The following is a 13,227-nucleotide window of genomic DNA, read 5'->3' on the forward strand; positions in this document are numbered from 1 at the left end:
ATGGGAACCACGCAATCGGAGGTTCCCCATGGCAACGCAAACTCATAAAAACTACATCGCTGGCGACTGGTGCGAAGGTGTGGGCGTCATCGCCAACCGCAGCCCTTCTGACGTCGCCGACCTGATCGGTGAATACCAGCAAGCCAGCGCCGAACAAACCAACAACGCCATCGCCGCCGCCCGCGACGCTCAGCCGCTCTGGGCAGCAACCGGCCTGGAACAACGCCAACAAGTACTGATGGCCATCGGCAACGAGCTGATGGCGCGCAAGGAAGAGCTCGGTCACCTGCTTTCCCGGGAAGAAGGCAAACCTCTCGCCGAGGGCATCGGCGAAGTCAATCGCTCGGCCCAGTTCTTCCATTACTACGCCGCCGAAGTGCTTCGCCAGATGGGCGAGACCGCCGCGTCCGTGCGCCCTGGTATAGACATTGAAGTGCAGCGCGAACCGATAGGTGTGGTCGGCATCATCACCCCCTGGAATTTCCCCCTGGCCACCGCCGCCTGGAAGATCGCCCCGGCCCTGGCCTTCGGTAACGCGGTGGTGTTCAAACCGGCAAACCTGGTCCCTGCCAGTGCCTGGGCACTCACCGAAATCATCAGCCGCCAGGCGCTGCCAGCGGGCACGTTCAATCTGGTCATGGGCAGCGGCAGTGTCGTGGGTGAAAGCCTGATCCAGTCAGCGGATATCGATGCGCTGACGTTCACCGGCTCGCTGCAAACCGGCCGTCGCGTCGCCGTGGCCACGGCCACCAACCTGGTGCGCTGCCAGCTGGAAATGGGCAGCAAGAACGCTTTGGTCGTGCTCGATGACGCCGACCTGGAAATTGCCGTTGAATGTGCCTTGAACGGCGCCTTCTTCGGCACCGGTCAGAAGTGCACCGCCTCATCACGCCTGATCGTCTGCGACGGGATTCACGATCGCTTCGTCGCGGCACTGACCGCACGCATGCGCCAACTGAAAGTCGGCCATGCCCTCGAACAAGGCGTGCACATCGGCCCGGTCGCGGAAGCCCGCCAGCTGGAGCAGAACCTGCAGTACCTGGAACTGGCCAAGGCCGAAGGCGCCACGCTGGTCGAAGGCGGTGAGTTGCTGGCACTGGAACCTGCCGGGCACTACATGCGCCCGGCGCTGTTCATCAACAGCCGCAACGACATGCGCATCAACCGCGAAGAAGTCTTCGGGCCGATTGCCTGTGTCATCCGGGTCAGCGACTACGAACAAGCCCTCGCCACGCTGAACGACACCGAGTACGGCCTGACGGCGGGGATCATCACCCAGTCGCTGCGCCATGCCAGTGACTTCAAGCGCCGCGCCCGCACAGGCTGCGTGATGGTCAACCTGCCCACCGCCGGCACTGATTACCACGTGCCCTTCGGCGGTCGCAAAAACTCGAGCTTCGGCCCGCGTGAACAAGGGCAGTACGCCCGCGAGTTCTACACCGTGGTCAAGACCACATACGTGCGTCCCTGAACCGGAGATCACCATGCACGACTTATTGATGATCGATGGCCTGCAATATTCCAACTGGAGCGAAGACATCTTTCGCCAGATGCAGACCGGTGGCCTGAGCGCCGTGCACGCGACCATCGCGTACCACGAGAACGCCCGGGAAACACTCTCGCGACTGGGTGAATGGAACCGCCGTTTCGAGACCTGGCCCGAGCTGATCCGTCCGGTCCGCGAGGCGGCTGATATTCGTCTGGCGCACCAGGAGGGCCGCGTCGGGATCTTCTTCGGCTTCCAGAACTGCTCACCCATCGAAGACGACATCAGCCTGGTGGAGATCTTCCGTCAGTTGGGCGTTCTGGTGATGCAGCTCACCTACAACAACCAGAGTTTGCTGGCCAGCGGCTGCTACGAGGCTGAAGACAACGGCATCAGCCGCTTCGGCCGCCAGGTGATCAGCGAAATGAACCGTGTGGGCATGCTGATCGACATGTCCCACAGCGCCGAGCGCAGCACCCTGGAAGCGATCGAGTTGTCGAGCCGGCCGGTCATTGTGTCCCACGCCAACCCGTCGAGTTTCCACGCGGCCAAGCGCAACAAATCCGACGCGGTGTTGCGCGGTATCGCCGAATCCGGCGGCCTGCTCGGTTTCAGTACCTATCCGTTCCACCTCAAGGGCGCTTCGGGCTGCACCCTCGAGTCGTTCTGCGACATGGTCGCCAATACCGCCGACCTGATGGGCGTCGAGCACATAGGCATCGGCACCGACCTGTGCCAGCAACAACCCCTGAGCGTACTGGAATGGATGCGCAATGGACGCTGGAGCAAAGACAAGGACTACGGCGAAGGATCGGCCGACAACGCCAACTGGCCGTCACCGCTGCAATGGTTCCGCGACAGCCGGGATTTCCCGGTGATCGCCCAGGGCCTGCGCGCGCGCGGATTCACCGAGGACGATGTGCGCAACATCATGGGACTCAACTGGCTGCGTCTGCTGGAAACCGCCACTTCTGCAATCGTCTGACCCTTGATATCCACCGTGAGGACACCATGAACAACAAAAACAATAGCCTCCCGTTCATCTCCCCGACCGGCGATGCACAGCCTCAAGCGCGTATTTTGGAGGCATCATGAAAACATCCACCACACTGCAAGCCGACGGCCAGCCGCTGGCCCTTGCAACGCCGAAAAAAGACATCGACTGGCCGCTGTTCCTGATCAGTGGCGGGTTCCTGGGCGCCTTCCTGATTGCCGCGCTGGTCGACATCGAAGGCACCTCGAATCTGGTGAACACACTGTTCGCCTGGTCGACGAAGTTCTTCGGCCTGTACTGGCAGATCCTGATGCTGCTGACCTTCGCTGTCAGCCTGTTCATCTGCTTCAGCAAGTGCGGACGTGTGCGTCTGGGTGGCATTGACCAGCGACCCGACACCAGCACCTTCAACTGGATCGCCGTGATCATGTGCGCGCTGCTCGCCGGTGGCGGTGCATTCTGGGCGGCCGCGGAACCGATGATGCACTTCGCCAGCCCGCCGCCACTGTTCGCCGGGGTGCAGCCGCACACCGAAGCCGCAGCGCATGTCGCACTGGCGCAATCTTTCGTGCACTGGGGTTTTCTCGCCTGGGCGGTATTGGGCAGCCTGCTGGCGATCGTCCTGATGCACCTGCATTACGACAAAGGCTTGCCCTTGGCGCCACGCACCCTGCTCTACCCGCTGCTGGGTGAACGCGCACTCAAAGGCCCGATCGGTACGCTGGCAGACGCTACCTCGATCATCGCCGTGGTCGCCGGCACCATCGGGCCCATTGGCTTTTTGGGCCTGCAAATCAGCAGCGCGCTGCACTCGGTCTGGGGCATCCAGAACGATCTGACCACCCAGGCCATCACCATCATTCTGGTGACGGTGATGTACACCACGTCCTGCCTGGTAGGCCTCAAGGGCATCCGCTTCGTCAGTGAAATCAACGTATGGCTGATGATCGGCCTGGCGATTTTCATGGTGGTGTTCGGTCCGACCGCGTTCATCCTCGGCGGCTTCCCCACCGCGTTCGCCTTGCACCTGGAGCAGTTCATCCCGATGACGCTGTTCCGCGCCGATCCGAAATGGCTCGACTGGTGGACGGTGTTCTACTGGGGCTGGTTCATTGGCTACGCGCCGATGGTGGCGCTCTACGTGGCCAAGATCTCCCGTGGCCGCACGATCCGCGAAGTCATCATGACCCTGTCGATCATCGCGCCCATCGTCACCATGTTCTGGTTCACCGTGGTTGGCGGAACCGGCATCGGCATGGAACTGCAAACACCGGGCATCGTCACCGCCAACGGCGCGCAACCCGAGTCGCTGCTGCTGGGCGTCACGCAGAACCTGCCCCTGGGCGGCCTGGTCTCGGCGCTGTTCCTGTTCTTGAGTTTTATCTCGGTCGCCACCAACGGTGATGCCATGGCGTTCACCGTGGCGATGGCGATGTCGAGCAATGACAAACCGAAAAAATGGCTGCGGGCGTTCTGGGCGATTGGCATGGGCCTGGCCGCTGTCGTGTTGATCACCATCGGTTCGGGCGGCGTCACCGCACTGCAATCGTTTATCGTGATCACCGCCGTTCCGGTGTCGCTGCTGATCCTGCCGTCCCTGTGGGATGCGCTGAAGATCGCCCGGCACATGGCCCGTGAACAGGCAGTCTGACCATGAATCGTTCAGGAATCACCCCGATGTCGTATTCCCCATCCGAAGCCACGCCGCCGGCCCTGCGCCCTGCTGATCAGGTCATGGACCTTGATCGGCTGGGCAGCCATTTCCAGAGTCGTTTGAGTTTCGTGCGCAGCAGCATGCGCCGCATGATGAACGAGCAATGGCGCATCCAGCGCAGCTGTTTCGACCTGGATGCCGACGGCTTCGGCACTGCGATCTATCGAATCGACACCCCTCACGCGCACTACCATTGCGTGATCTTCTCTGCCTATTTGCCGCCGGAAAAACGCAGCGACCGGGTGATCGCTGATCAGTGGGACGTCAGTTTTGTGCTGGTCGCCGGTGATGTGGATGAGCAACAACTGGCGGACTTGCGACGCAACGTTCCGCTGCAGGAAGCCGGCCGGTTTGATGCCCGCGTGCTGGTGCTGTCCCGGGCCAACCGCAGCCTGCGCAACTTCGACCGTTTCCTCGATGCCCTCGCCGAGGGTGTACAGCCACAACCGCAACAGCTCGCCGAAGTGGGCTACCTGTATCGCACCACCGCCGTGTACGGCAACGGCAAGTTCGGCATCGCCGATTTCAGCTGCCTGCAAGGCACTGCGGATTTCACGCAACCGTTCAGCGCTCAGATGTTCACCGTGTACTTGCTGAGGCACTTCAGCATCGAGCAGATCGAACACATGGCACGGGCGCGCAATCCGCAACGAGCGGTCGGGCTGGATGTTGCCCTGCAGCGTTATCTTGGGGTGGGCAACTCCACCGGGCTGGGCATGGCGCCGTTTCTGGTTAATCACCCGCAATTGGTCAATCAATGGGTATGGGCCAGAGAGACCGCCTTGGCGCGGGTCATGGAGCAAGCTGCCGATCTTCCCGAGGTTCAGCGCATGCGGGCATTGTTGAAGCGGGCACACCGGCATGTGCAGCAGAGCGTCACTGACGATCAGCGCCAAAGCGTGATCGATCAGCGCACCCTGGCGGATCTGGATTTGCTGGTCGAGTGGTTCGACAGTCAGCCGGTCTGCGCCGACCTCTGGCCGCGCGTCCAGGCCTGGGCCCAGACCCATGCCAGCCAGGGCTGTCAGGAATTGCTGGTCAGCCTGCTGCTGGAGTTGTACCCGGAACAGGTAGACCCGCTGGCCGAACAGATGGCCGTCAAGGAAGGCTTTCGACTCAACGCCGACATGCCCCTGGCCGAGCTGCGCGCACTGATCGAAGACCACTACCGCTGGGCGCTGGATTTCGATTTGAACGACCCCGAAGCCAACCATTTTTTCTGGTATCGCTCGGCGGAAAAAGAAGAGCCGCGATTGGGCGAGCGCGCCATGGAGCCCGGCGCCGAAAAGGAAATGCAGCTGGGCATTGCGCACAATATCCAGCGCTGCCACGCTGCGCTGCTCGCCTACATGGAGCAGCATCCGCAGCAGCAGACCGCACATTTTCTGCTGGCACGACCGCACTTCAAGGGCACGGTCTGCCGCTTGCAAGGCATGGCCCGCTGCGCCTACGGGGAAATCCGCGCCAACCTGATGGGCCGCAGCATGCTGCCGATTGACCTGCTGCGCTGCAAGCTGGCGTTCTTCGGCGCGGGCAAGTTCGATCCGAAATCCAGCCGCTGGGTACGGATCACCTTGTTCCAGGGCGCCCCCTTAGTGAGTGAAATCGGCCAGCCTTTTAGCGATGACTGGAATTTTGCCGTCATGCCCACACTGAGCGGAGAAGTCTGATGCGTGTTTCGTTCAACGAAGTGCAGGTGATCAGCCGCAAGGCGTTCGAAGGGCTGGGTTTTGCGCCCGGCGATTGCGACGACGCCGCCGACATGATCGCCCGCCTGCAACAACAAGGGCTCGACGGCATCGGCGCGCTGAAAAAAGCCCTCGCCTTCCTTCACGACGAGGTCGATCGACCGATCGAAACCTGCTACGAAGACGCCGCGCAACTGACCCTCGATGCTCACGGCCAGAGTGTGTTGCGCTGCGCCGCCCAGGCCGTCGAGCTGGGTGTGAGCAAAGCCTTGCGTGGCGGCAGCGCGTTTATCCGTATTCGTCACTGCCATAACCGCATCCTGCTGCTCGGCTACCTAGCCCGCTGCGCCGATCAGGGTCTGAATTTTTGCGTGTACTGGCGGGATGCGCGTCAGGAGCTGGTCGCGACATTCAGTGCCGGCGACAGCCAGCCTTCACTGCGGGTGCATGAGCTGCCGCAACCGGCCATGAGCGATGAGCAGAGCATCAATGTGCTGATATCACGCCACTTCACCCTGCTGCCACGCCTCAGCCTGGCTGGCAAACACAGCCAGTCGCTCGCGGACGGTCTGGAGGTGGATGACGAGGTATGGGGGATGTTGAAAAAGCTGGGGGAACGGGTGCTGGTGGAAAGCACCGAAGAATCGCGGCGCCGGGGCGCCGGTGAAAGCAGCGACGCTTGATCAAACTTTTTAAAAACGCTTCAGGAATTCATCAATGAAATATGCGATCAAGACCGACCTCTTCGCCTCCCGCGCACCGATGGAATGGGCCGTAGTCGGCAACGGCACGCTGTACACCGCGCAAATCCCCATCGACCGTGAAGGCCAGGTGGTGACGGGCGGCATCGAAGCCCAGACCCGACAGACCCTGGATAATCTGCGTCATACGCTTGAAGCCGCTGGCAGCTCGCTTGATGCGGTGACTCAGGTGCTGATTTACGTCACGGACCGCAGTTATCTGGCGACGGTGAATGCGCTGTACACCGACTACTTCAACGCGCCCTACCCTAACCGGGCTGCCGTGGTGGTGGCAGGTTTGGCCAGGGAGGAGATGTTGGTGGAGTTGGTGGTGTATGCCTGCGTAGAAACGTAAATACGTACAGCGATCAGGTGCCCCCGCCGACGCCCTCGGTCGCTTGCGCAAACGCCGTTCCTGCTTCACGCACCAGTCGGCGCCATTCGCTGCTGGTAATGAGCCCGGCACGTTCCATCTCATCGGCGGCTTTAAGCAATTCGTCATACTGCTCCTCGCTGTCCATGCGGATTCCAGGCTCTTTGAGGAGTTGGTACCAGGCTTCCAGGGCTTGCTTCTTTCGATCGTCACTCATGGCCAGACTCCCAACAGTAGTAAAGGTTGGGCGTTTGCCACTCGACGCGGTTCCTCAGTCCCGACATACGGCAGCCATTTTTTGCCCGGAAACTGTTGGTTCAATACACGGCTTTATCGCGCAAAGACCTATCCCCCCGTCGTGACGATCAATGGCACAACCTGCTCTGCATCCGTCAGCGCCCCATGGTGACCGATCCACGATGTCTGAAACGGTTCCCGCACGGACCGAACCAACCCTGCGCCCTCACCCGCAATCACCACCAGATCGCCGATGCGCCTGTAAGCCGACTCCGCCACCTGTGGCCCAAACAATCCGAGGGCAACCGCTTCTTCTCGCGCGTGCACACTGAAGTGGGCCCCCAGAACATCGCGCCACCGCATCAACACTTCAGCGGCCCTATCAGTGTCCAGATAAACATGCCTGGCGCGAATATCCGCACACACACTGGACACGCCCGTCTGCAGGTCCGGGCTCAAATCGAAATCCACCACCCTGACCGGATCCAGCGTCGTCATGCCATGGTCAGCGGTCACGATGAGGACCGTGTCCTGATCAATACACCCGCGCAAACGCTGAATTCGGCGGTCAATGTCCTGAAGCGCAACCTGCCACGGCTCAGAGCCCGGCCCGTGCAAATGCCCGACATGGTCGAGCTCACTGAAATACACATACGACATCTGCGGTTGAGTGCGCTTGGGAAGGGACCGAAAACACTTAATCAAATGGTCAGTGCCACGAACCGGAATCACCTCCGCGCCATTGAACACCCTGCGGGTGTAAGACGAATCCGCAATGGCAGCAGGCAAAAACGCATTGATCGACACACCGCTCGCCACGCCCTCCAACCAGGCCGAACGACCTGACACGACGTCATCCTCGCCAGCTGGCCCACGGAGCACACCCGTGCCTGGCTCGCAGAGTTGCCAGGACAACGGATTGAACTGGCCCTCATCCAGATTAAAAGCCGCGCCGACCAACCCATGGCCACCGCTATCTATCCCCGTGGCCAGCGAAGCCAGGCTGGCAGCCGTGGTCGACGGAAAGCCCGAGGGCAACACCTGCCCTTGTGCGATGTTCCACAACGACCCGAGATATGGCGTCCGGTGCGCATAACGACTCAGCAGATCAGCACCCAGCCCGTCGACAAGGCACACCACCGCATGTCGACATGCAGGCAAGGCAAAACCAGCCGAATCAGCGCCGACACCGAGTGATCTGAAAATTGACTGAGTCAAAACAGCCAAACCGGACGTTGTTGGCTGAAGCATGGAGGATCTCCTTGATGAAGCGCTCGCGTTTGCCCGATTACGGCTCGGGCGTCCTCCCCTCACTCTGCCACGTGTCTCATTTTATTTCCGCGCTTTGACAATTAACCCTTGAGCTTTAGTCTGGCGAAACCTATAAATACTATAGATAAGCCATGACCCACCTACTGCCGTTTCCGCTATCGAAAAAGAAAGCCCGGGAAATAATCAGAGAGATTTCGGAGAAGTCCGAGCGTGTCTTTTACTCCAGGCACGCACGTTCACGCATGATCGAGCGGGAGATATCCATGCCTGATGTCATGGATTGTCTGCGCAGAGGACAGATCACTGACGGCCCCTATCGAGCACCTGGGGGTGATTGGAGATTTACTGTTTCCTGGTTCAGGGCTGGGTCACCCCTCCAGATTGTCGGCGCGATTGATGTCGACGAATCCGGAAGATTTCTTGTCGTAGTGACCGCGATGCAAAAGGAGAGATGATTTTATGTACCACTACGTTGAAAGCGGCCTGCCGAACATCTGGCTCAGCAACGGCTACGTGGTGAAAGAGACTGCCTACGGCGAGTCTGTTGCCATCACGGATGTCGAGGGTCTTCACGACTTTATCGGCAAAATAATTGCGCAAAAAACCACAGCGCTGACCGGCGCTGAGTTTCGCTTCCTTCGCAAAGAACTGGGCCTGTCTCAGGAACGGCTGGCCAATATTGTCGGGCTCACCTCCCAGGCGGTGGCGATATGGGAAAAGACCGACAAGATTCCGACCGTCAATGATCGCTACTTGCGCGGGCTCTACCTCGAAGCAAAAACTGGGGGGGCAGATTTATTGACTGCCATCAACACGATCAACGACCTGGACCATGAACTTCATAAACTCAACCTCGAGTTTGCAAATGGCTGGCACGAACAAGATAAAACCTGTGCCTGAGCGAGAGGTAAATCGCTGCGCGACGACAGCAGAACTGTTGATTCAGACGAGTATCAACTTCACAGATAAACGGTGGCGAGGGAGTTATCCCCCTCGCCACAACCTCACTCACAACAACTGACGCTGCCTTCTGTCTGCAGCCAGATCAATGGGCAATACACACCGATTTCAACTCGGTGTACGCCTCGATCACCGCACGGCCGAACTCGCGGCCCATGCCGGATTGCTTGACCCCGCCAAAGGGCATCGCAGGGTCGAGCAGAACATGAGCGTTGACCCACACGGTACCGGCTTCGATGCGCGGTACCAGGTTCATCGCTTTGCTCAGGTCGTTGGTCCACAAGCTCGCCGCGAGGCCGTAGCGGTTATCGTTGGCCAGGGCGATAACGGCGTCTTCATCGTCAAACGGCATCACGCCCAACACCGGGCCGAACACTTCTTCCCGCGCCACGGTCATGCTGTGGTCGATGTCGGCGAGGATCGTCGGCTGCACGTAGAAGCCATCGCCTTCAATCAACTCGCCCCCGGACACCACCCGCGCCCCTTCCTGTCGAGCCAGTTCGATGTGTTTGAGCACGCCTTGCTGCTGCTTGCGCGACACCAGCGGGTTGATCGCCGCACTGCAGTTCATGCCCGCGCCAATCGGCATGGCCGATACCGCTGCCGCGAGGCCCTCGACGAACTGGTCGTGGATCGAGCGGTGCACGTAAAAACGTGAAGCCGCCGCGCAGACCTGGCCGTTGTTCAGCAAGCCGCCGAGGATTGCGCCCTGGATGGCTTTTTCGATATCGGCATCAGCGAGCACGATCATCGGGTTCTTGCCGCCCAGCTCCAGGGCGAAGCGCGTCATGTTTGCCATGCATGCCACCCCCACACTTTTGCCCACGGCGGTAGAGCCCGTGAAAGAGACTTTGCTCACCAGCGGATGCGCCGTCAGCACGCCGCCCACCGAGGCGCCGCCACCGGTCACAACGTTGAACACGCCCGCTGGAATACCTGCTTCCAGCGCCAGCTCGGCCAGGCGCATGGCAGTCAGCGGGGTTTCCATCGCGGGTTTGATAATCACCGTACAACCGGTGGCCAGGGCCGGCATGAGTTTCCAGGCGGCGATCAACAGCGGGAAGTTCCACGGCACGATCCCGACCACCACACCCACCGGCTCACGTTTGGTGAAGGCGGTGAACTTGGCGCCGGGTGGCAGCGGAATCGACACGTCAAAGGTCTGCCCTTCGATCTTGGTCGCCCAACCGGACATGTAGCGCATGAACTCGACCGTGGCATTCAAGTCCAGCGCGCGGGCCATGTTGATCGACTTGCCTTGGCTGAGGGTTTCCAGCTGAGCCAGTTCTTCGGCGTGTTCTTCTACCAGACGGGTGAAGTTCAGCAGGATGCGTTCGCGGTCGGCCGGGCGCAAACCCGACCAGACGCCGGACTTGAAAGCCTTGTGGGAGGACTGCACGGCTTGCTCGACGATTTCCAGCGGCGCATCGAGGGTTTCGCACAGGGTTTGTCCGGTAGCCGGGTTGACCACGGCGATACTTTGCCCTTCGCCAAACACCCATTGGCCATCGATAAAGCAGCCATGACGACGCTCAAGGAATGCAGCCACTTGCGGCAGAATTTCAACGTTGCTCATAAATCACCTTTGACTCAGTCGAGTGGTTCAACCGGAAAACCGGTTGATTACTGTTGTTCTTTGAGGAAACACACGACCGCCTGACGGTCTTCCGCCGAGGCCAGCCCCATGTAAGGCATGTAAGTCCCCGGCACGAATGCCTGGGGTTGGGTGATGAGTTGCGCGATGTTCTCGGCTTGCCAGTTGATGTCTTTGTTGCGCATGGCCTGGGAATAGTTGAAGCCTGCCAGCGAACCGGATTTGCGCCCGACCACGCCCGCCAGATTCGGCCCCATCATGCCCGCCTCGCCCTTGGCGACCGAGTGGCAGACCGCGCATTCATTGGCAAACACCTGGGCACCGTGGCCCTGGTCCGGTGTGCAGTCAGCGGCGTACGCGGCGCTGGCCAGGGTGAGTGACAGCAGACCGAAAAGAGGCAATCGCAGCGAGGTGAACATAAGAAAACGACCTTGAAATCCGCGTGCTCGTCAGGCGACGAACACCAACACTGATAAGGCCGGTGCGGGAGGCATCGGCTGGGTTGGTACGGATTGTCGATGGTCATCGATGCGCAGGATTTTCCCTGCGTGCCAGTCGTATTGGCGGGGCTGCCAAACCAGGCATTTTGGCAAGCACAACCAACTCTTTGGCAACCACACAAAAGGGTGGAAAAGTTCACGGCCGTAGTATCGAAAGAGACCGCAACCCTGCGTTCAAGAACAAGAACGGATGCCACACGATGCTCAAGTCCCCCTTGCTTCGCCTCTCGACGCTCGCGCTGATGATCAGCGCCAGTCACGCCGGCGCCTATGAACTGTACGCCGACGACGACACCCACCTGAACGCCACCCTGGAAGCGGTTTTCGGCATTTTCCACAGCCAGGAAAACTATGCGCTGTCGGGCCGTCTCGACGAAGGCTCATCGTCATGGCGCGAGGGCTATCTCAAATACCGTTTGAGTTTTGACAAGGGTCTGGCTGGCGCAGGTACCGCGTATGGCGCCGCGAACCTGCTCAGCTCCGGCACCTGGGGCGACGGCGATGCCGCGGGTTTCAGCGATGGTTCGGAACGCACCACAAAATTCGAAGACGCTTACCTGGGCTGGCGTTCGAAAGACCTGTTCCCGGTGTTGGGGGACGACGGTATCGACCTGTCCTTCGGCCGCCAGAACATCGTGGTCGGTGACGGTTTCCTGATTGATGGCGACGCATTGAACATGGGCAAGGGCCTGGCCGACGGTGAGTTCAACCGTGGCGGCGCCTACTGGCTGGCCGCGCGCAAGGCGTTCGATGAGACCGCCGTGTTGCGCATCGGTGGCAAGGAAGGCTGGCGTGGCGACCTGATGTGGTTGAAATCCAACAACCGCGCCCAGGCCATGACGCAGATGTATGTGGGCACACTGGAACACGTGTCCGACGTCGGTACCGTCGGCTTGACCTACATCGACACCACCGACGCCGACGAGCAGTACGCCTCGCCGACTCAACTCGAACGCGACGGCATGAAGACCTACAGCCTGCGCGCTACCGGCAATGCCGGCGTCAAAGACCTGTTCCTTTCCGGCGAATACGCCAAACAGGACAAGCCTCACACCTCGACTGAAGACGCCTGGTACCTGGAAGCCGGCTGGACCTTTTCCGACGTAGCCTGGTCGCCCTATGTCAGCTACCGCTACAGCCGTTTCTCGGAAGGCTACGACACGCTGTTCTACGGTTTCAGCCGTGGCTTCGGCACCTGGTTCCAGGGTGAAGTGGCGGGCAACTATGCCGGTCCGTTCAACAGCAACGCGCGCATCCAGCAAGTCAAGTTCAGCGTCTCGCCACTGGAGAACCTGACGGTAGGTGCGATGTACTTCAATTTCGACACCATCGATCGCAACCTGGGCAACGCCGATGGCCACGAAGCCGACCTGTACGCCGAGTGGCACGTCAATGAAAACCTTAGCGTGATGCCGCTGATCGGCCTGTTCCAGCCGGACAAGAGCGCCGATCAGGGTGGTACGCAGTTGGGCAACAACGACAAGAACCTCTACAGCCAGGTGATTTTCGCCACGACGTTCTAAGCCCGACGCCACATGGAAGGCGTACCACACCCCTCTGTAGCAGCTGGCGAAGCCTGCGTTCGGCTGCGAAGCAGTCGTAAAACCCAACAACGCGGTGTATCAGTTGAACCGCGTGCTCAGGTTTTACGACTGCTACGCAGCCGAAC

Annotated in this window: 13 protein-coding genes; 9 read left to right on the top strand and 4 right to left on the bottom strand. The window is 60.3% G+C overall.

Translation table 11 applies throughout. From position 1 onward, the window contains the following. The first annotated feature begins 28 nt into the window (after positions 1–28). The 6 genes from H7698_RS27310 to H7698_RS27335 all read left to right on the top strand — a co-directional run bounded on the left by H7698_RS27310 (position 29) and on the right by H7698_RS27335 (position 6,977). Positions 29–1,471 (top strand): aldehyde dehydrogenase family protein, encoded by a 1,443-nt coding sequence (locus tag H7698_RS27310; protein ID WP_194693441.1) that lies wholly within the window; start codon positions 29–31, stop codon positions 1,469–1,471. Positions 1,472–1,484: 13 nt separating this feature from the next. Beyond that, positions 1,485–2,471 (top strand): dipeptidase, encoded by a 987-nt coding sequence (locus H7698_RS27315; RefSeq protein WP_194693442.1) that lies wholly within the window; start codon positions 1,485–1,487, stop codon positions 2,469–2,471. Positions 2,472–2,577: 106 nt separating this feature from the next. Continuing rightward, the gene (locus H7698_RS27320) at positions 2,578–4,131 is read left to right on the top strand and encodes a BCCT family transporter (RefSeq protein WP_194693443.1); all 1,554 of its coding nucleotides are present in this window, start codon (positions 2,578–2,580) and stop codon (positions 4,129–4,131) included. 26 nt (positions 4,132–4,157) lie between these two features. Next, positions 4,158–5,864, top strand: a complete 1,707-nt coding sequence (locus H7698_RS27325) for a hypothetical protein (protein ID WP_194693444.1) — start codon at positions 4,158–4,160, stop codon at positions 5,862–5,864. After that, positions 5,864–6,565: a DUF3726 domain-containing protein gene (locus H7698_RS27330; protein ID WP_194693445.1), complete on the top strand. Its 702-nt coding sequence runs from the start codon at positions 5,864–5,866 to the stop codon at positions 6,563–6,565. The genes H7698_RS27325 and H7698_RS27330 overlap by 1 nt, the downstream gene beginning before the upstream one ends. A gap of 34 nt (positions 6,566–6,599) precedes the next feature. Continuing rightward, positions 6,600–6,977, top strand: coding sequence for a RidA family protein (locus H7698_RS27335; protein WP_194693446.1), 378 nt, complete (start codon positions 6,600–6,602; stop codon positions 6,975–6,977). 13 nt (positions 6,978–6,990) lie between these two features. Here the strand turns inward: H7698_RS27335 and H7698_RS27340 are convergent, their stop codons facing one another. Beyond that, the gene (locus H7698_RS27340; protein WP_194693447.1) at positions 6,991–7,212 is read right to left on the bottom strand and encodes a hypothetical protein; all 222 of its coding nucleotides are present in this window, start codon (positions 7,210–7,212) and stop codon (positions 6,991–6,993) included. A gap of 128 nt (positions 7,213–7,340) precedes the next feature. Beyond that, positions 7,341–8,483, bottom strand: a complete 1,143-nt coding sequence (locus H7698_RS27345; protein WP_194693448.1) for an alkaline phosphatase family protein — start codon at positions 8,481–8,483, stop codon at positions 7,341–7,343. A gap of 152 nt (positions 8,484–8,635) precedes the next feature. On the opposite strand from H7698_RS27345, the gene H7698_RS31970 reads away from it, so the two are divergent. Both H7698_RS31970 and H7698_RS27355 read left to right on the top strand, forming a co-directional pair. Further along, the gene (locus H7698_RS31970) at positions 8,636–8,959 is read left to right on the top strand and encodes a DUF4258 domain-containing protein (RefSeq protein ID WP_194693449.1); all 324 of its coding nucleotides are present in this window, start codon (positions 8,636–8,638) and stop codon (positions 8,957–8,959) included. 4 nt (positions 8,960–8,963) lie between these two features. Further along, a complete protein-coding gene (locus H7698_RS27355) occupies positions 8,964–9,404 on the top strand; it encodes a helix-turn-helix domain-containing protein (protein WP_194693450.1) in 441 nt (146 codons plus the stop codon). Between the two features lie 145 nt (positions 9,405–9,549). Here the strand turns inward: H7698_RS27355 and H7698_RS27360 are convergent, their stop codons facing one another. Both H7698_RS27360 and H7698_RS27365 read right to left on the bottom strand, forming a co-directional pair. Continuing rightward, positions 9,550–11,040 carry an aldehyde dehydrogenase family protein gene (locus tag H7698_RS27360; RefSeq protein ID WP_194693451.1) on the bottom strand — a complete coding sequence of 497 codons (1,491 nt, stop codon included), beginning with the start codon at positions 11,038–11,040 and terminating at the stop codon, positions 9,550–9,552. 47 nt (positions 11,041–11,087) lie between these two features. Then, a complete protein-coding gene (locus H7698_RS27365; protein ID WP_194693452.1) occupies positions 11,088–11,477 on the bottom strand; it encodes a c-type cytochrome in 390 nt (129 codons plus the stop codon). A 281-nt stretch (positions 11,478–11,758) separates the two neighbouring features. On the opposite strand from H7698_RS27365, the gene H7698_RS27370 reads away from it, so the two are divergent. Continuing rightward, positions 11,759–13,081, top strand: coding sequence for a hypothetical protein (locus H7698_RS27370; protein WP_194693453.1), 1,323 nt, complete (start codon positions 11,759–11,761; stop codon positions 13,079–13,081). The last annotated feature ends 146 nt before the right edge of the window (positions 13,082–13,227 follow it).

Origin of the sequence: Pseudomonas sp. p50(2008) (assembly GCF_015351605.1) — a bacterium.
In the GTDB taxonomy this organism is placed as follows: domain Bacteria; phylum Pseudomonadota; class Gammaproteobacteria; order Pseudomonadales; family Pseudomonadaceae; genus Aquipseudomonas.